At 72.3% G+C, this 17,564-nt stretch carries 21 protein-coding genes; 11 read left to right on the top strand and 10 right to left on the bottom strand.

Annotated elements, in window-relative coordinates; all coding sequences use genetic code 11:
• The first annotated feature begins 33 nt into the window (after positions 1-33).
• Positions 34-708, top strand: coding sequence for a hypothetical protein (locus ABEA34_RS17040; RefSeq protein ID WP_345522594.1), 675 nt, complete (start codon positions 34-36; stop codon positions 706-708).
• A gap of 62 nt (positions 709-770) precedes the next feature.
• On the opposite strand, the gene ychF is transcribed toward ABEA34_RS17040, so the two are convergent.
• From ychF to ABEA34_RS17005, 7 genes are read right to left on the bottom strand one after another with little or no spacing between them, the layout of a single operon-like run.
• Positions 771-1,847, bottom strand: a complete 1,077-nt coding sequence (gene ychF, locus ABEA34_RS17035; RefSeq protein WP_345522593.1) for a redox-regulated ATPase YchF — start codon at positions 1,845-1,847, stop codon at positions 771-773.
• A 39-nt stretch (positions 1,848-1,886) separates the two neighbouring features.
• Complete coding sequence (locus ABEA34_RS17030; RefSeq protein ID WP_345522592.1) at positions 1,887-2,213, bottom strand: TraR/DksA family transcriptional regulator; 327 nt, start codon at positions 2,211-2,213, stop codon at positions 1,887-1,889.
• 47 nt (positions 2,214-2,260) lie between these two features.
• Complete coding sequence (locus ABEA34_RS17025; protein WP_345522591.1) at positions 2,261-3,118, bottom strand: MOSC domain-containing protein; 858 nt, start codon at positions 3,116-3,118, stop codon at positions 2,261-2,263.
• 4 nt (positions 3,119-3,122) lie between these two features.
• On the bottom strand, positions 3,123-3,524 hold the full coding sequence (locus ABEA34_RS17020) for a hypothetical protein (RefSeq protein WP_345522590.1): 402 nt from the start codon (positions 3,522-3,524) through the stop codon (positions 3,123-3,125).
• Between the two features lie 18 nt (positions 3,525-3,542).
• Positions 3,543-5,333 (bottom strand): NAD-binding protein, encoded by a 1,791-nt coding sequence (locus tag ABEA34_RS17015; RefSeq protein ID WP_345522589.1) that lies wholly within the window; start codon positions 5,331-5,333, stop codon positions 3,543-3,545.
• Complete coding sequence (locus ABEA34_RS17010; protein WP_345522588.1) at positions 5,330-6,574, bottom strand: MFS transporter; 1,245 nt, start codon at positions 6,572-6,574, stop codon at positions 5,330-5,332. The genes ABEA34_RS17015 and ABEA34_RS17010 overlap by 4 nt, the downstream gene beginning before the upstream one ends.
• Positions 6,575-6,582: 8 nt before the next feature.
• Positions 6,583-7,134 carry an ArsR/SmtB family transcription factor gene (locus tag ABEA34_RS17005; RefSeq protein ID WP_345522587.1) on the bottom strand — a complete coding sequence of 184 codons (552 nt, stop codon included), beginning with the start codon at positions 7,132-7,134 and terminating at the stop codon, positions 6,583-6,585.
• A gap of 70 nt (positions 7,135-7,204) precedes the next feature.
• Between ABEA34_RS17005 and ABEA34_RS17000 the strand changes: the two genes are divergently transcribed.
• From ABEA34_RS17000 to ABEA34_RS16990, 3 genes are read left to right on the top strand one after another with little or no spacing between them, the layout of a single operon-like run.
• Positions 7,205-7,996: an exodeoxyribonuclease III gene (locus tag ABEA34_RS17000; protein ID WP_345522586.1), complete on the top strand. Its 792-nt coding sequence runs from the start codon at positions 7,205-7,207 to the stop codon at positions 7,994-7,996.
• Between the two features lie 27 nt (positions 7,997-8,023).
• Positions 8,024-9,097 (top strand): DNA recombination protein RmuC, encoded by a 1,074-nt coding sequence (locus tag ABEA34_RS16995; RefSeq protein ID WP_345522585.1) that lies wholly within the window; start codon positions 8,024-8,026, stop codon positions 9,095-9,097.
• Positions 9,094-9,558 carry a DUF6542 domain-containing protein gene (locus ABEA34_RS16990; protein WP_345522584.1) on the top strand — a complete coding sequence of 155 codons (465 nt, stop codon included), beginning with the start codon at positions 9,094-9,096 and terminating at the stop codon, positions 9,556-9,558. Before ABEA34_RS16995 ends, ABEA34_RS16990 begins: the two co-directional genes overlap by 4 nt.
• Here ABEA34_RS16990 and ABEA34_RS16985 read toward each other — a convergent pair.
• Positions 9,501-10,127, bottom strand: a complete 627-nt coding sequence (locus ABEA34_RS16985; protein ID WP_345522583.1) for an L-threonylcarbamoyladenylate synthase — start codon at positions 10,125-10,127, stop codon at positions 9,501-9,503. The two genes, ABEA34_RS16990 and ABEA34_RS16985, sit on opposite strands and share 58 nt — an antisense overlap.
• A gap of 3 nt (positions 10,128-10,130) precedes the next feature.
• Positions 10,131-11,114, bottom strand: coding sequence for a 4-hydroxy-3-methylbut-2-enyl diphosphate reductase (locus ABEA34_RS16980; protein ID WP_345522808.1), 984 nt, complete (start codon positions 11,112-11,114; stop codon positions 10,131-10,133).
• A 75-nt stretch (positions 11,115-11,189) separates the two neighbouring features.
• Between ABEA34_RS16980 and xseA the strand changes: the two genes are divergently transcribed.
• Positions 11,190-12,425, top strand: a complete 1,236-nt coding sequence (xseA, locus tag ABEA34_RS16975) for an exodeoxyribonuclease VII large subunit (RefSeq protein ID WP_345522582.1) — start codon at positions 11,190-11,192, stop codon at positions 12,423-12,425.
• Positions 12,409-12,618, top strand: a complete 210-nt coding sequence (locus tag ABEA34_RS16970) for an exodeoxyribonuclease VII small subunit (protein WP_345522581.1) — start codon at positions 12,409-12,411, stop codon at positions 12,616-12,618. Before xseA ends, ABEA34_RS16970 begins: the two co-directional genes overlap by 17 nt.
• Positions 12,619-12,665: 47 nt before the next feature.
• Here the strand turns inward: ABEA34_RS16970 and ABEA34_RS16965 are convergent, their stop codons facing one another.
• Entirely contained in the window at positions 12,666-13,241 is a 576-nt protein-coding gene (locus ABEA34_RS16965; RefSeq protein WP_345522580.1) for a DUF4245 family protein, read from the bottom strand.
• A 34-nt stretch (positions 13,242-13,275) separates the two neighbouring features.
• Here ABEA34_RS16965 and ABEA34_RS16960 point away from each other — a divergent pair, with 34 nt between their 5' ends.
• Genes ABEA34_RS16960 through ABEA34_RS16940 form a run of 5 tightly spaced genes read left to right on the top strand, consistent with a single transcriptional unit; the run spans position 13,276 to position 17,551 of the window.
• Positions 13,276-14,511 carry an SLC13 family permease gene (locus ABEA34_RS16960; RefSeq protein WP_345522579.1) on the top strand — a complete coding sequence of 412 codons (1,236 nt, stop codon included), beginning with the start codon at positions 13,276-13,278 and terminating at the stop codon, positions 14,509-14,511.
• A 24-nt stretch (positions 14,512-14,535) separates the two neighbouring features.
• The gene (locus tag ABEA34_RS16955) at positions 14,536-14,931 is read left to right on the top strand and encodes a TOBE domain-containing protein (protein ID WP_345522578.1); all 396 of its coding nucleotides are present in this window, start codon (positions 14,536-14,538) and stop codon (positions 14,929-14,931) included.
• Positions 14,932-14,933: 2 nt separating this feature from the next.
• A complete protein-coding gene (gene modA / locus ABEA34_RS16950) occupies positions 14,934-15,707 on the top strand; it encodes a molybdate ABC transporter substrate-binding protein (RefSeq protein WP_425576888.1) in 774 nt (257 codons plus the stop codon).
• 3 nt (positions 15,708-15,710) lie between these two features.
• Entirely contained in the window at positions 15,711-16,499 is a 789-nt protein-coding gene (locus tag ABEA34_RS16945; protein WP_345522576.1) for an ABC transporter permease, read from the top strand.
• Positions 16,496-17,551, top strand: coding sequence for a sulfate/molybdate ABC transporter ATP-binding protein (locus ABEA34_RS16940; protein ID WP_345522575.1), 1,056 nt, complete (start codon positions 16,496-16,498; stop codon positions 17,549-17,551). The genes ABEA34_RS16945 and ABEA34_RS16940 overlap by 4 nt, the downstream gene beginning before the upstream one ends.
• The last annotated feature ends 13 nt before the right edge of the window (positions 17,552-17,564 follow it).

The raw sequence follows: 17,564 nt of genomic DNA, 5'->3' as shown, positions 1-17,564 counted from the left end.
CGACTGCACCCTCACATCTGAGAGGGTCGTGACATGAGTGAGCAGTACCCGGACAGGCTGACGCCGCCTGCGGACCAGAGGGGCGAGTTCGGCTGGTTCGCATTCGCACCAGAGGGAGCCGCTGACCTCGACAACGAAGACCCGGTCATCCGCAACGTGAGTCTTCGCGCCCACGAGCACGCGGGACCATTCTGGGATGACGAGGGACATCTCAGTGACGACTTCGACGAACTTCGCCGCTGGCTCGGCATCTCGCGCCAGCTCTTCGACGACGCGATGGCCTGGAACGAGGAGTTGGCGTCACCTCAGAGCGAGCCGCCCGAAGACTGGAAGCGTCGCCACTTCGCCAGACAGCAGGAGCTCCTCCGACGTCTCGGCGAAGAGGTCCACCCCGGCATCGAGGTCGAGCCCCCACGAAGCCAGCCCCCTCTGCTCATCCAGTTGAGCAGGCTGATCATGGACGCAGAGACTGGCCACCTCGTTTCGTGGGACGAGGAGGCGACCACGACTGGACAGGCCAAGGTGTTGCCTCCTACACCCGAGGCGCTGACCAAGCGAGTTCTCGCGTGGATTGCCGACGCCGGCAAGTACGAGGAAGCGACGGACGACAACACCGCTGCCATCTTCGCGTGGGAGGACGAGGGCTCGGCCATCGCGCGCGAACTTGGTCGAGCTCTCGGCGAGGACTACCGAGTCGTCGCACGGTGACGGGACTCCGAGCCGGTCACCAACACGTGCGCACGACCAGCAGCGGCCGAGGCACGCCCTCGTCAGACGTTGAAGCGGAACTCCACGACGTCGCCGTCGGCCATGACGTAGTCCTTGCCCTCCATGCGCACCTTGCCGGCCTCCTTGGCCTTCTGCATGGAGCCCAGGGCGACGAGGTCGTCGAAGGAGACGATCTCGGCCTTGATGAAGCCGCGCTGGAAGTCGGTGTGGATCACGCCGGCGGCCTCGGGAGCGGTGGCGCCCTGGGGGATCGTCCAGGCGCGGGTCTCCTTGGGACCGGCGGTCAGGTAGGTCTGCAGGCCGAGGGTGGCGAAGCCGACCCGGGCGAGCGTCTCGAGGCCGGGCTCGGTGACGCCCATCTCGGCGAGCATCTCGCGCGCCTCCTCGTCGTCGTCGAGCTCGACCAGCTCGGACTCGAACTTCGCGTCGAGGAAGATCGCCTCGGACGGCGCGACCAGGGCACGCATCTTGTCCTTGAGGTCCTCGTCGGCGAGCTCGTCGGCGTCGCAGTTGAAGACGTAGATGAACGGCTTGGCGGTCATCAGCGAGAGCTCGCGGATCAGGGTGCGGTCGACCTTGGTGGCGATGATCGGCGTCCCCGCCTCGAGGTGGCCGAGCGCCTCCTTCACGGCGTCGAGGACGGCGGCCTGGGACTTGTTCATCCGGGCCTCCTTCTCCAGCCGCGGGATCGCCTTCTCGACGGTCTGCAGGTCGGCCAGGATCAGCTCGGTCTGGATCGTGGAGATGTCGTTGCCGGGGTTGACCTCACCGTCGACGTGGGTGACGTCCTCGTCGCGGAAGACCCGGGTCACCTGGCAGATCGCCGACGACTCCCGGATGTGCGAGAGGAACTTGTTGCCCAGGCCCTCACCCTCCGAGGCACCGCGCACGATGCCCGCGATGTCGACGAACTCCACAGTGGCCGGGAGGATCTTGGCGGAGCCGAAGATCTCCGCGAGCCGCGGGAGCCGGTCGTCCGGGACCCCCACGACGCCGACGTTCGGCTCGATGGTCGCGAACGGGTAGTTGGCCGCGAGGACGTCGTTCTTGGTCAGGGCGTTGAAGAGGGTGGACTTGCCCGCGTTGGGGAGTCCGACGATGCCGATGGTGAGTGCCACGGGCGGTCACTTTACGGGCGTACGGCGACCGCGCCCCAATCAGCGCTTCGCTGAGTCGTCCACGCAGAGGGTCGCCCACGGGAGCGCCTCGAGACGACCGTCGCCGATCGCCCGCCCGCACACGTCGCACGTGCCGTAGGTGCCCTCGTCCACCTTGACCAGCGCGCGCTCGACATCGACCTTCGTCAGCTGCAGCTTGTCGTGCACCGCGACCTGCGAGAGCCGGTCGACGGCGATGGAGGTGCCCTCGCCCACGCGCTTGCCGAACGAGATCTCACCGCGCTCGCCGGGCAGCTCCTCGAGCACGGCCATCTGCTCCTCGAGCTCGGTCTTCTTGTCGAGCAGGGTCGTGCGGGTGGCGTCCATCCACCGAGTCTCCTCCTGACGCCAAGCCCACAGCCGCGCCTGGACGGTCAGAGGGCAGGACGGATCGGCCCGCCGCCGGGCGGCACGGCCTCGAGCACCTCGACCTCGTCGCCGACCCGGATCGTCGCGCCCGGGGTGTCGGGGACCAGGTTGACGCCGAACCAGGTGGCGCCGTCCCACCGACGGATCCGGGCCAGGGAGGCGATCGGCTCCTTCTCGCGTACGGCGGTGTCGGGGTCGATCGTGGTCAGCACGCAGCGCGCGCACCCCTTCACGGCCCGGAACACCGCGTCGCCGATCCGGATCCGGCGCCAGTCGTCCTCGGCCCAGGCCGCCGACCCCGTGACGACCACGTTGGGACGGAAGCGGGTCATCGGCAGCGGCGGGTGGGCGCCCGCGGACCGCTCGACGACCACGTCGTTGAGGGCGGCCAGCGACGCCTCGGTCGTCACCAGCAGCGGGTAGCCGTCGGCGAAGGAGACCCGGTCGTCCGGCTCGCTGAACGCGATGCTCGTCGGCCGGCGGGTGGGGTCGTCGAGGTGGACGAGCCGCGCCGTACGCCCGAGGGCCTTGCCGAACCACGCGTCCGCCTCCGCGCCGGCGGTGGCGGCGGTGAGCTCCGACTTCCAGAGGGCGACCGGGGTCTGGTGGCGCGGGTCCGGGGTCGGCACCGTGAGGGGCGGCAGGTCCGGCGCCGTCAGCACCAGGCCGTCGGCGGTCATGGTTGGGGTGATGAGCACCAGCTGGTTGGCCTCGCGCGCGGTGATCACGTCACCGGCCTCATCGACGAGCATCCAGCGCCGGTCCCCGGCCAGCCCCCAGGGCTCGACGACCGCGATGTCCAGGTCCTCGCCCCGGCAGGACTTGACCGGGAAGCGGTGGATCGAGGAGAGGCTCAGGCTCACGGGTTCACGGTACGGCGAGCTGCCGCTGCCACGCGAACCGCAGCACCGTCACCGAGAAGACCAGGGTGAGCGCCACGATCACGGCCTCGACCACGCCACCGCCGCCCGAGGTGAAGATGCCGTTCTCGACGTCGTAGAGGAAGTCCATGCCGAAGAGATAGAGGCCGGCGGACCCGGCGCAGGTGAGCCAGAACGTCGCCGACGGGCGTCCGCGGGTCAGGGCGACGAGCGCCAGGACGCAGGCGATGCCGAGCCACAGGTCGGCGAGCGGGAAGGCGTCCTCGAACTCGTAGTACGCCGAGCGGTGCGAGCTCGCCAGCACGTCGCGGTCGGTGAACCAGATCGTCCAGTAGGCGATGTCGATGACGATCGCGACGACGAGCATGGCCTGGACGGTGCGCCTCATGGGCCGATGTAAGCAGACTCAGCCGTCGAGCGCTGCCGGTGCGAGCGCGTCGGTCCGCAGCAGCTGGAGCAGCTCCTCGTGCGGCCCGACCAGGTAGGCCACGTCACCGGCCGCGAAGCGGGTGTCCCGACGTGGTGGGTGCTCGGTCCGGCCGTCGCTGCGGACGAGGGACACCACCAGGATCCGGGCCTCGAGGTCACGCATCGCGAGCCCGTCGAGGCCGCTCCTCTCGGGGATGGTCAGCCGGGCGACCAGCATCGGCAGGTCGCCGACGTAGAACGTGTCGATCACGTCGAGGCCGAGCGCGGCGCCGACGAACCAGGGCGCGGCCAGCGCCGCCGGCGACCGCACGTACCGGAAGTCGAAGCTGCCGGCGACGGTCCCCGCCAGCCGTCGGTCGAAGAGGCGGAGGGCCACGGGTACGTCGGTCCAGCGATCGCCGAGCAGGTCGCGGACCGCCAGGCCGGTCTCGATGTTGGCGAGGTCGTCGCTGGTGAGCACGGCGACCGCACGGGCCGTCTCGAGGTGCAGCGTGGACAGCGTCTCGGGCAGGGTCGCGTCGCCGACGACCACCGGCACCTTGCTCCGCCGGAGGTGGTCGAGGAACCGGTTGCCGTCGTCGGTCTCGACCACCACGACGTCGACGCCGGCGGCCCGCAGCCCGTCGACGACCGCGACGCCGATCGAACCGGCGCCGATGACGATCACGTGGTCGTCCAGGCTGGTGATCCGACGACGTCCCAGGGTCTCCTCGAGGCGCCGGCCGATCAGGGCGTTGGTGAGTAGCGCGAAGAAGACCGTGGCCAGGGTCGCGCCGACGAGCATCAGGCAGATCGCCCAGATCCGCAGCCAGGCGTGCTGGTCCCGGAAGTAGAAGTCGCCGAACCCGACCGTCCCGATCGTCTCGACGGTGAAGTAGAGCGCGTCGATCGCCGACATCCGCCGGCCGGAGGGTTCCTCGTAGCCGACGAGGAGCACGGTCATCGACACCCCGACGAGCCCCACCAGCGCGAGGAGCGCGAACTTGATCCGTCGATCGACGTCGGCGACCAGGTCGCGCAGCAGCGAGCGCCGCGCACCCGGCGGCCGTGGGGCGCGGGCACCGATGAACGCGGGGACCGCCGGGGCGTCGCTCGTACGGCGTCGCACCCCCAGGCCGGCGGCGGCCACCTCGTCCGGGGTGCCGACGACCACGATGCTGTCGCCTGCGTGGACGACCGTGTCGCGTCCTGGCGTCAGCGCCGCGTGCCCGTCGACCGCGCGCACGACGGCGAGCGGCGCCAGGTCGCCGTACAGGTCACGCAGCGTCCCCTCGCTGAGGACGACCGTCTCGACCACGCGGAAGGCGACCTCCCCCAGCTCGAGCGTCCACGAGCCGGTGCGCAGGCAGGCCTCGACGATCGACGGGGCGGCCAGCCCGGCGACGTCGAGCACGGCGACGCCCACGCCGCCGAGGGCGCGCCCGACGGCGGCGTTGCGCAGCTGCACGACCACCCGCAGGTCGGGACGCACCTCGCGGGCGAGCAGCGCGGTCGCGAGGGTGTGGAGGTCCGCGCTCTCGACGCAGACCAGCGCCGTCGCCCCGGCCAGCCCGGCGGACTCGAGTGTCTCGGCCTGGCGGGAGTCGGCCTCGAGGTGCGGCACCCCGAGCGCCTGGAGCGACCGGACCAGACGCGGGTCGGGGGCGTCGTCGACGACGAGCACCCGCACGCCGGCGCCGTGCAGCTGCTCCACGATCCGCAGGCCCTCGTCGTGCAGGCCGCAGACGATGACGTGGCCGGTCCACGCACGGGGCGGGGTGTCGGTCACGCCTCCAGGGTGGCGGCGACCGGCGCGTCCTGGGTTGCGGGCGTGTTAACGCCCGCCGTGAGGGAGATCCGGCGGATGGCCGGGCGGGAGAGCGGCAGCAGCATCAGGCCGGCCATGGCGAGCCCGTAGGCCGCGCAGGCCGCCCCGACGCCGTACGCCGCCGCGAGGGCACCGAACGCGGCCATCGCCGCGGGCATCAGCACGTCGTCCCCGAGCTGCAGGATCGAGGTCATCCGGCCGAGGTAGGCACCGTCGACCAGGGCCATGAAGACGGCGCCGAGCAGCGAGGAGGCCGAGCCGGCGGTGATGCCGATGACGGCGCAGGCGACCGCCGTGGTGACCAGGGAGCCGACGCCGATGCCGACGATCGCCACCCCCTGCAGGACGAGCAGCCAGAAGCCGACGACCGCCTCGCGGCGAGGCCGCCACCGCAGCAGCGTCAGCGCGCCGACGGCGGCGCCGAGCGCGACCAGTGCCTGCATCAGGCCGACCGCACCGGCGCCCCAGCCCTCGCCCTGGGCCCGCAGGGCGACACCGAGCGCGAGCGCCGGGGACACCGCGAGGTTGAGCCCGGACAGCGTCAGCACGAGGGTGCGGGTCGTGGGCTCGTCCCGCAGGTGGCCGAACCCGCGCGCCACGCCGCGGAGCACGGGCTCGGCCTCGGCCCGCGGCAGCGGGTAGCGCGGCCGCAGCACCAGTGCCAGGTAGCCGACGACGACCGCGAACGTGACCGCGTTGGCGACCGCGCTGCCGCCCAGCCCCCAGGCGGCGACCACGGCACCGCCGAGGGCCGCGCCCGCCATGCTGCCCAGGCGGATCGCCGTCTGGCTCGCCCCGGCGTACGCCGGCAGCTGCTCGGCCGGGACGAGCTGGCGGGAGATCGTCGCGGCCGACGGCTGGTAGAGCGCGTCGCAGAGCCCGAAGGCGACCGCGGCCGCGATCAGCACCGGCAGCGTCGTACCGGCCACCATCACCCACAGCGCCGTCGCGACGAGGACGGCGACGCGCACGACGTTGACGACCATCATCACCAGGCGCGGCTCGCGGCGGTCGGCCACCACTCCCCCGAGCAGCAGCACCAGGGCGCGGGGGATGGTGCCGGAGGCGACCACGAGCCCGGCGACGGCGGGGCTGGCGACGTGGACCGCGGTCCACGCGAGCGCGACCGTCCACAGGGCGTCGCCCGCGTTGGAGACGGCCTTGATCCCGAGCCAGCCGAGGGCGACCCGGTCCCTCGTCATCGCGCCGGTCACGGGCGCGTCGGGAAGCCGTGGGCGTACACGAAGACGGGCTCGCGCACAGCGCCGTCGTCCGGGTCGATGCCGGCCCGCCAGCTCCGGGCGACCTCGTTGAGGGCCTCGTGCAGCGCCGCCAGCTCGTCGGGGGTCGCGAGCGCCAGGAAGTCGGTGGTGAACGCGGCCTGCCGCCACTCCGGGTCGGCCTTCGTGGCCGCCCGCTTCCAGGCGGCGAGCTTGCCGAGCTGATGGTCGATGTTGAGCCGCTCGGCAGCGGTCGCCGCGACCATCGCCGCCGCGTCGCCCGCGAAGTCGTCGACCGACCACGAGACCGACGACTGCTCCAGGCGCCACCAGCTGGTGCGCCCGTCGGTGGCGAGCTCGGGCGCCGGCGCGACCACCCCGGCGCGCTCGAGCATCCGCAGGTGGTGGCTGATGCTGCCGACCTGCTCCCCCAGCTCCCGCGCGAGCGTGCCGACCTGGGTCGGGCCGTGCAGGTAGAGGTAGTCGACCATCCGTCGCCGGGTCGGGTGGTGGAACGCCCGCAGGGTCTCGATCGAGGTCATGCCCGCACGCTAGGCGCCACCTCCGACACCTACAAGAGTTCTTGTACATCTCGGGTCGTAGGGTGCCGTCGTGCGCATCGCGACCTGGAACGTCAACTCCCTCCGGACCCGGATCGACCGCGTCGAGGCGCTGCTCGACCGCCACGAGATCGACGTGCTCGCGCTCCAGGAGACCAAGGCGCGCGAGGACCAGCTGCCGTTGATGGGCCTGCAGTCCCGGGGCTACGAGATCGCGGCAGCGGGCACCAACCAGTGGAACGGCGTCGCGATCATCAGCCGGGTCGGGCTCGAGGACGTGGAGGTCGGCTTCCCCGGGCAGCCCGGCTACGCCAAGGACGCGGCCGACCCCGCCGAGCCGGAGTCGCGGGCGATCGGCGCGACCTGCGGCGGCGTACGCCTCTGGTCGCTCTACGTGCCCAACGGCCGCAAGCCCGACGACCCGCACTACGTCTACAAGCTGGAGTGGTACGCCGCGCTGCGCGAGGCCGCCCGCGCGTGGGTCGGTGCCGAGTCGGTGCTGGTGGGCGACTGGAACGTCTGCCCCACCGACGACGACGTCTTCGACGTGACCCAGTTCAAGAACTCGACCCACGTGACCCCGGCCGAGCGCGCGGCGTTCTTCGCCTTCGCCGAGGACGGCTGGGTCGACACGGTGAAGCCGTACGACCCGGGCTACACCTACTGGGACTACTACCGGCAGCGCTTCGAGCGCAACCGCGGCCTGCGCATCGACTTCCTGCTCGGCTCCCCGTCGCTCGCGGCCCGGGTCACCGGCGCCTTCGTGGACCGCGACGAGCGCGACCCCGCCCAGGGCACCGGCGCCCCCTCCGACCACGCGCCCGTGGTCGTCGACCTCGGCTGACGCGGCGACGGTCGAGACGCACTGTCGGTGGCCACCGCCATGCTGGACGGCATGGAGATCCTGACGCTCTTCCTCACGCTCGCGATCGGCCTCGGCCTGGGCGCGGTCGTCGGCGTCCTCTGGTCCCGCTCTCGCCCGACGTTCACGGCCGGTGTCGTGGACCAGGCCGAGGTGATGCAGGGCCTGGACCGGCTCAGCGACCAGATGCACCACCTCGACCGGGCCCGGGCCAGCTGGCAGGGGCACTTCGACGCCCAGGTCGGGCAGCTGCAGCGGGAGACCCAGACGCTGTCCACCGCGCTGCGCAAGCCGCAGGTCCGCGGGCAGTGGGGAGAGCTGCACCTGCGCCGGGCCGTCGAGCTGGCGGGCCTGGTGGACCGCTGTGACTTCGCCGAGCAGGTCCGGCTCGACGACGGCGCCCGCCGGCCCGACCTGGTGGTCAACCTGGTCGGCGGCCGCAAGGTGGTGGTCGACGCCAAGGTGCCGCTCGACGCCTACCTCGACGCGACGACCAGCGACGACGACGACGTACGCGACCGGCACCTGCGCCGGCACGCCGGCCAGGTCCGCGCCCACGTCGACGTCCTCGGGTCGAAGCAGTACTGGCGCTCGCTCGACGAGAGCCCGGAGTTCGTCGTGCTCTTCCTGCCCGCCGAGTCGTTCCTCGCCGCCGCTCTCGACGCCGACGGCAGCCTGATCGAGTACGCCGCTGCGCGGCAGGTCGTGCTCGCGACCCCGACGACGTTGATCGCGCTGCTGCGCACGGTCGCCCACGGCTGGAGCCACGAGGCCCTGGCCGACCAGGCGCGCGACATCCACCGGCTCGGGCGGGAGCTGCACGAGCGGCTGGCGAGCATGAACGGCCACCTGGACCAGCTCGGCCGCTCCCTCAACGCCGCGGTCGGGCACTACAACCAGACCGTCGGCTCCCTGGAGTCACGGGTGCTGGTGTCGGCCCGGCGCTTCGGTGACCTGCCCGCACCACGTCAGGTGGAGGTCAGCACCCGGACTCCCGCCGGCCCGGTCACCGCCGGACTGCACGCGGTCGACCGGCGCGGCGCCGACGACGAGGGCCCGGCGGACCATAGCGTGGCCCTGTGAGCCAGAGGACCCTCTGGGAAGAGGGGCACGAGTCCGGCCGCCAGGTCGTCGTGCTCGGAGTCGCGCTCGCGCTCACGGTCACCGCCCTCGACCTCGTCGCCTTCGGCCGGCTGACCGTCCTCTTCGACATCTGCTTCGTGCTGTCGTGCGTGGCGCTCGCCCTGCTGGTCCGGCCGTCGGACTTCTTCACGGTCGGCGTGCTCCCGCCGCTGCTCATGGTCGGCGTCTTCGTGCTGATCGGCCTCACCCGGCCCGACGTGATCGCCGACCCGGGCGACGGGGTCGTGCAGGCCGTGGTGAGCGGGCTCGCCAGCCACGCCGGCGCCCTGACCACGGGCTACCTGCTCAGCCTGGCGGTGCTCGCCCTGAGGCATCGGGTGCTGCGCCACCGGGTGCTGAGCCGTCAGGCCGCCTCGAACCGGCTCGGGTCGCCGGCTCCGACGCGCACCACCTCGGGGTAGCCCTCCGACCAGTCGATCACCGTGGTCGGCTCGGCCAGGGTCTCCCCCGCCTCGACCACCACGTCGACCTGGTGGTCGAGCTCCTCCTTGATCTCCCAGCCCATGCTGCGCGGCTCGGTCTCGCCCGGGAGGATCAGCGTGCTGGTCAGGAGTGGCTCCTCGAGCGTCGCGAGCAGCGCCTGCACGAAGACGTGGTCGGGGATGCGGACGCCGACGGTCTTCTTCTTCGGGTGCATCAGCCGCCGCGGCACCTCCTGGGTGGCCGGGAGGATGAAGGTGTACGGGCCCGGCGTCGCCGACTTGATCGCCCGGAACGCCGAGTTGTTGACCTGCACGAACTGACCCAGCTGCGCGAAGTCCTTGCACATCAGCGTGAAGTGGTGCCGGTCGTCGAGCCCGCGGATCCGCAGGATCCGGTCGCGCCCGTCCCGGTTGCCGAGCCGGCAGCCGAGCGCGTAGCCGGAGTCGGTCGGGTAGGCGATCAGCTGGTCGTCGCGGAGCGCCTCGGCGATCTGGCCGAGCAGCCGCGGCTGCGGGTTGTCGGGGTGTACGTCGAGGTAGCGGGCCATCGCTCAGACCCGGCCGGCGGCCTTGAGGTCGCGGCGCAGCTCGGGCGGGAGCGCGAAGATCAGCGACTCCTCGGCGGTGTGCACGGCCTGGGCGTCGGGGTAGCCGCGCTCGGCCAGGAAGGCGAGCACGCCGTCGACCAGCGCCTCGGGCACGCTCGCGCCCGAGGTCACGCTGACGGTCCGGACGCCGTCGAGCCACGCCTCGTCGATCTCGGAGGCGTCGTCGACGCGGTACGACGCCTTGGCGCCGACCTCGAGGGCGACCTCGACGAGCCGCACCGAGTTGGAGGAGTTGCCGGAGCCGACCACGATCACCAGGTCGGCGTTCGGGGAGATCTCCTTGACGGCGAGCTGACGGTTCTGGGTGGCGTAGCAGATGTCGTCGCTCGGCGGGTCGAGGAGATCGGGGAACCGCTCGCGGATGGCGGCCACGGTCTCGAGGGTCTCGTCGACCGACAGCGTGGTCTGCGACAGCCAGGCGACCCGCTTCGGGTCGCGCACGACGATGCCGGGCACGTCGGCCGGGCTCTGCACCAGCTGGATGTGGTCGGGCGCCTCGCCCGCCGTACCCTCGACCTCCTCGTGGCCGGCGTGGCCGATGAGCAGGATGTCGTAGTCCTCGGCGGCGAAGCGCTTGGCCTCGTGGTGGACCTTGGTCACCAGCGGGCAGGTGGCGTCGATGGTCTTGAGCGAGCGCTCCCCGGCCTGGCGGTGCACCTCGGGCGAGACGCCGTGGGCGGAGAAGACCACGGTCTGCCCGGCCGGCACCTCGTCGAGCTCCTCGACGAAGATCGCGCCGCGCGACTCCAGGTCGGCGACCACGTGCTTGTTGTGCACGATCTGCTTGCGCACGTAGACGGGCGCGCCGTACAGGTCGAGCGCCTTCTCCACGGTGATGACCGCACGGTCGACGCCGGCGCAGTAGCCCCGAGGGGCCGCCAGCAGCACGGCCTTCTCGGCCGCCTCCGGCGACAGGATCGGGGGCATGCCCATGTTGGTAGGAAGGGCGGTGGTCATGACGCCAGTCTAGGTGGGTCGGTGCTATCCCCTAATCTCGCGGGCATGGCCATGGAGACCTCGCTCGAGTCCCCGGCCCCCGTGCGCCAGATCGCCAACGCGATCGCCGGCTGGGTGGACCGGTTGGGCGCGGTGTGGGTGGAGGGCCAGGTCGCCCAGGTGAGCCGCCGGCCGGGCATGGCGACCGTCTTCATGACGCTGCGCGACGCGGTCGCCGACATCTCGGTCACGGTGACCTGCTCGCGCACGCTCTTCGACAGCCTCAACCCGCCTGTGGTCGAGGGGGCGAGCATCGTGGTCAACGCCAAGCCGTCGTACTACGCCAACCGCGGCACCATCTCGCTCTACGCCCGCGAGATCCGGATGGTCGGCCTGGGCGAGCTGCTCGCCCGGCTCGAGCGGCGGCGCCAGCTGCTGGCGGCCGAGGGCCTGTTCGCGCCCGAGCTCAAGCGCTCGCTGCCGTTCCTGCCCGGCACCGTCGGCCTGGTCACGGCGCCCAACAGTGCGGCCGAGCGCGACGTCCTCGACAACGCGAAGCGCCGCTGGCCGGCGGTCACCTTCGAGGTGGCGTACGCCGCGATGCAGGGCCCTCGCTCGGCGGCCGAGGTGATCGAGGCCGTGGAGCGACTGGACCGCAACGCGGCCGTCGACGTGATCATCGTGGCCCGTGGCGGCGGCTCGGTCGAGGACCTGCTGCCCTTCTCCGACGAGGCGCTGATCCGGGCGGTGCACGCGGTGCGGACGCCGGTCATCTCCGCCATCGGCCACGAGCCCGACCAGCCGCTGCTCGACCTGGTCGCCGACGTCCGCGCCTCGACGCCGACCGACGCCGCCAAGCTCGTCGTGCCCGACGTCGTGGAGGAGCTGCGCGGCGTCACCCACGCCCGCGACCGGGTCCGGTCGGCGCTCGCCGGGTGGGTCCGGCGCGAGCAGGCCGGGCTCGACGCGCTCCGCTCCCGGCCCGCCCTCGCCGACCCGCGCAGCCTGCTCGACGCGCGCCTCGACGAGGTCGACCGGCTGCGCGACCGGGCCCGCCGTACGTTGGGCCACTCGCTCGACCGCGCCGCCGACGACGTCGGCCACCAGCGCGCCCGGGCACGGGCGCTGTCGCCGCTGGCCACCCTGCAGCGGGGGTACGCCGTGCTCCAGGACGCCGACGGTCACGTCGTCACCTCGATCGACGGCGTCGCCCCCGACCAGCAGGTCAGCGTCCGGGTCGCCGACGGCCGTATCCACGCCACCACCACCAGCACCGAGGAGATCCATGCCGAAGAAGGCTGAGGAGACGCCGTCGTACGAGGGCGCCCGGGAGGAGCTCATCGAGGTCGTCCGCCGCCTCGAGGCCGGCGGCACCACGCTCGAGGAGTCGCTGGCGCTCTGGGAGCGCGGCGAGGCCCTCGCCACCATCTGCCAGGACTGGCTCGACGGTGCCCGCAAGCGCCTCGACGCGGCCATCGAGGGCGACGAGGGTTGAGCCGGAACTAGAACTCCCGACTCAACGGTCAGAGGTCCCGACTCGACTCACTGCTCCGGGAGCTTCGCGTCGGTGAGTGACTCGACGAAGGACCGCAGGGCGTCGGGGTCACCCGAGCTGTAGACGAGCACCGTGTCCTCACCGTGCTGGGTGGTGAACGCGTGGTCCCCGTCGGTGTCGGTCCACGACGTCCAGGTGCCGACGTCGGTGGTGAGCGTCGCCTTGTCCTCGGTCACGCCGCCGCCGACGTACGTCGTCAGGAGGCCCTTCGCGGAGGTGTCCTCCTGGTGCAGCCCGGCGGTGTGGTCGTCGTCGGTGGCGAAGACCAGGTCGAGGGACGGCCGGTCGCCCGGGTCGTAGCTCGCGTCCTTGGTGAACCATCCGTCCGGGAGCTCCGGCGGGTAGAGCGGCTCCAGCCCGACCCGCTGCACGCTCTGGATCAGGTCGAGGTACTCGATGTGCTCCGGCTGGTAGTCCGGGGTGTCGCGGAAGGCTCCCCGGAAGGCCACGATGCCGAGGACGACCAGGACCAGCACGATCATCGAGCCGATCAGGCCACCGGTGGACCGGTTGTACCGGCCCGCCTTCTCCGGCGCGGCCGGCTCGGTCTGCGACTCACTCACACGAGCAGTTTCCCAGGTCATCTAGGGTCGCGGCGTGGCGGCCCTCGATCTCATCCCGTTGGCCGCCCTCCTCGCACTCCTGGTCACGGCCTACGCGCACCCGTCCGGACGGGTCGAGGCCGGTGTCGGCGTGCTCGCGGCGCTGGCGACCCTCTCCACCGGGATCCTCACCAGGTCCGAGGTCGAGGACACGCTGCGCCACCTGGGTCCGGTGGTGCTCTTCCTGGTCACGATCCTGGTGGTCGCCGACGTCTGCGCCCGGGCCGGGCTCTTCGCGGCGGCCGCCGCACGGGTCCGCGACGCGGGCCGCGGCCGCGCGGTGCCGATCTTCACCGGCGTCTTCCTGCTCGCGGCCGCGGTCACCGCGGCGCTGAGCCTCGACGCTACCGTGGTGCTGCTCACCCCGGTGGTCGTCGCGGCCGCCGTCAGCAGCGGTACGTCGTACCGGCCGGGCGCACACGCCTGCCTGCGGATGGCCAACTCCGCCTCGCTGCTGCTGCCGGTCTCCAACCTCACCAACCTGCTCGCGATGCCCCACCTCGACCTGACCTTCGGCGGGTTCGCGCTCGTGATGGCGCCGGTCCTCGCGGTCGTGCTGGTGGTCGAGTACGTCGCGCTGCGGCTGCTCTTCCGCTCGGACCTCGCAGCACCCCCGGGGCCCACGCACGTGGAGGAGGCACCGCCGATCCCCCGGACCCCGCTCGTCGTCGTGCTGCTGATGCTGGTCGGCTTCGGCGTCGGGTCACCCCTCGGCGTCGACCCGTTCTGGGTCTCCGGCGCCGCCGCCGTGGTCCTGGTCGTGTGGGCGCGCCGGCGTGGGCTGCTCACCGCGCCCGACGCCGTCCGGTCCGCGCACCCCACGTTCGCGGTCTTCGTGCTCTCCCTCGGCGTGGTGGTGGCGGCGCTGGCCGCCGGCTTCCTCGGCTCCTGGGTGAGCGACCGGCTCCCGGACGGCACCGACTTCGCCAGCCTGCTGCTGATCGCGGTGATCGCGACCGCACTGGCCAACCTCCTGACCAACCTCTCGGCGACGCTGCTGCTCGTCCCCCTGCTGGCGCCGCTCGGCGACACCGCGATCCTGGCCGCCCTGCTCGGCCTCAACATCGGCTCGGGGCTCAGCTACACGGGGTCGCTGGCCAACCTGCTGTGGCGCCGCGGCATGGTCCGGCTCGGTCACCCGCCCTCGATGCGGGAGTTCCACCGAGTCTCGCTGCTGGTCACCCCGATCAGTCTCATTGCCGCCGTTGCGGCGCTTTCACTGGTCACCTGACCGCATCTGCGGCATGATCCCCGCGTGACGACCTACCGAATCGCGGAAGCAGCCGAGCTGCTCGGAGTCAGCGACGACACCATGCGCCGCTGGGTCGAGGCGGGTCGCGTGGCCAGCACCAAGAGCGACGGCCGCACCGTCGTACCGGGCGTCGACCTCGCCGTCCTGGCGGAGTCGCTCGCCGACCAGCCCGATCGCGAGGCCACCCGGGCGGCCTCGGTCAGCGCCCGCAACCGGCTGGCCGGGATCGTCACCAAGGTCAAGAAGGACACCGTCATGGCCCAGGTCGAGATGATCTGCGGTCCCTACCGGATGGTCTCGCTGATGAGCTCCGAGGCCGCCGAGGAGCTCGGCCTCGAGCCCGGCGTACGCGCCATCGCCTCCGTCAAGTCCACCAACGTCGTCGTGGAGCGCCCGTGAAGCTGAACCCGCTCGTCCTGTCCGCCGCACTCGCGCTGGTGCTGCCGCTCGCCGCGTGCGGCAGCGACTCCGAATCCGACGGCGGTGGCGCCGGCGGCAGGACGACCACCCTGACCGTGTACGCCGCGGCGTCGCTGACCTCGACCTTCGAGGAGATCGGCAAGAAGTTCGAGGCCGAGCACGACGGCGTCAAGGTGGAGTTCAGCTTCGGCGGCTCCTCCGACCTGGTCACCCAGATCCAGGAGGGCGCACCGGCAGCCGTCTTCGCCTCCGCCGACACCAAGAACATGGACAAGCTGGTCGACGACGACCTGACCGGTGCGGACCCGCAGGACTTCGCCACCAACACCCTCGAGATCGCCACCCCGCCCGACAACCCCGCCGGGGTCGCGAGCTTCCAGGACCTCGCGAAGAAGGGGCTCCAGCTCGTCATCTGCGCCCCCGAGGTCCCGTGCGGTGCCGCGACGCAGACGATGGCGACCAACCTCGGCGTGACGCTGAAGCCCGTCAGCGAGGAGCAGTCGGTGACCGACGTCCTCGCCAAGGTCACGAGCGGCGAGGCCGACGCCGGGGTGGTCTACGTGACCGACGTGACCGCCGCCGGTGACGCCGTCACCGGGGTCACCTTCCCGGAGTCGGGCGACGTCGTGAACACCTACCCGATCGCCCCGGTGAAGGGCTCCGACGAGTCCGACCTGGCCGGGGAGTTCGTCGACTTCGTGCTCGGCGACACGGGGCAGAAGGTCCTGCAGGACGCAGGCTTCGGGCAGCCTTGAGCGGTGACGAAGCAGCGGCAGGTCGGGCTCCCGGCCTGGATCTACGTCCCCGCCGCGCTCGGCGTCGCCCTCGTCCTGCTCCCGCTCGCCGGGATGCTCTCGCGGGTCGAGTGGGGCGGCTTCCTCGATCTGGTCACCTCTGACTCCGCGCTGACCGCCCTGTCGCTGAGCCTGCGTACGTCGTTGGTCGCCACCGTCCTGTGCCTGCTCCTCGGCGTCCCGATGGCGCTGGTGCTCGCCCGCACCAGCTTCCCCGGCCAGGCACTGGTGCGCTCGCTCGTGCTGCTGCCGCTGGTGCTACCGCCGGTCGTGGGCGGCATCGCGCTGCTCTACACCTTCGGCCGCAGGGGGCTGCTCGGCGGCGAGCTGGACGCCCTCGGCGTCCAGATCGCGTTCTCGACCACGGCGGTCGTGCTGGCGCAGACCTTCGTCTCCCTCCCCTTCCTGGTGGTCAGCCTCGAGGGCGCGCTGCGCAGCGCCGGCGCGCGCTACGAGGAGGTGGCCGCCTCGCTGGGGGCCCGACCGACCACGGTCTTCCGACGGGTGACCCTCCCCCTCGTGCTCCCCGGGCTGGTCTCGGGTGCGGTGCTGTCCTTCGCCCGGGCACTCGGCGAGTTCGGCGCGACGATCACCTTCGCGGGCAGCCTCGAGGGCACCACCCGCACCCTGCCGCTCTTCATCTACAACCTCCGGGTGACCGACCCCGACGCCGCGGTCGCGATGTCGCTGGTGCTGGTCGTGGTCGCGGTCGTCGTGATCGCGCTCGCCCGCCCGGGTCGGAGCACCTGGTGAGCTTCGAGCTGAGCGCCCGCGTGGACGAGCGCGACGTCGACGTCACGCTCGAGGTCGCCGACCGCGAGACCGTCGCGGTGCTCGGCCCCAACGGGGCCGGCAAGTCCACGATGCTGGCCGTCGCGGCCGGGCTGCTGCGCCCCGATGCCGGACGGGTCGTGCTCGACGACGTGGAGCTGACCGGACCCCACACGTGGGTCGCACCGCACCAGCGCCGGATCGCCCTGCTCGCCCAGGACCCGTTGCTCTTCCCCCACCTGAGCGTGCTCGACAACGTCGCCTTCGGGCCTCGCAGCGGCGGGGACCCACGGCGTACGGCGCGCGCGCAGGCCCGTGCCTGGCTGGAGGAGGTCGGGGTCGCGGACCTCGCGAGCCGCCGACCCGGCCAGCTGTCCGGGGGGCAGGCCCAACGCGTCGCCGTCGCCCGCGCCCTGGCCGCGGACCCGCGGCTGCTGCTCCTCGACGAGCCGATGGCGGCGCTCGACGTCGCCGTACGACCGGCTCTCCGGCAGACGCTGCGCCGCGTGCTGGCCGACCGGACCGCGGTCCTGGTCACCCACGACGTCCTCGACGCGCTGCTGCTCGCCGACCGGGTCGTCGTGGTCGACGCCGGGCGGGTCGTCGAGGCGGGTCCGACCGCCGAGGTGCTGACGCGGCCGCGCAGCCCGTTCACCGCCCGGATCGCCGGCCTCAACATGGTCCGCGGGACCTGGCGCGACGGGGCGGTCGTCGGCCCGGACGGCATCGAGGTGAAGGGACTGACCACCGACCCGGTCCCGGCCGACGAGGACCTGGTGGTCGCGGTCTTCCGGCCCAGCGCCGTGTCCATCTATCGCGAGCCGCCCGGCGGCAGCCCGCGCAACGTCATCGCCACCACGGTCACCGACCTGGAGCCCTTCGGGGACCAGGTGCGGGTCCGGGCGGCCCCGGCGGACGGGCAGAGCCTCGCCGCCGACGTCACCACCCTCGCGGCCGCCGACCTCGACCTCGTGCCAGGCCTGCCCGTGGTCTTCAGCATCAAGGCGACCGAAGTGTCGATCTATCGCACCTGAAGGGAGATCCGGG

The sequence above is a fragment of the Nocardioides conyzicola genome, assembly GCF_039543825.1.
Classification (GTDB): domain Bacteria; phylum Actinomycetota; class Actinomycetes; order Propionibacteriales; family Nocardioidaceae; genus Nocardioides; species Nocardioides conyzicola.
This window is presented reverse-complemented; position numbering and strand designations above follow the sequence as displayed.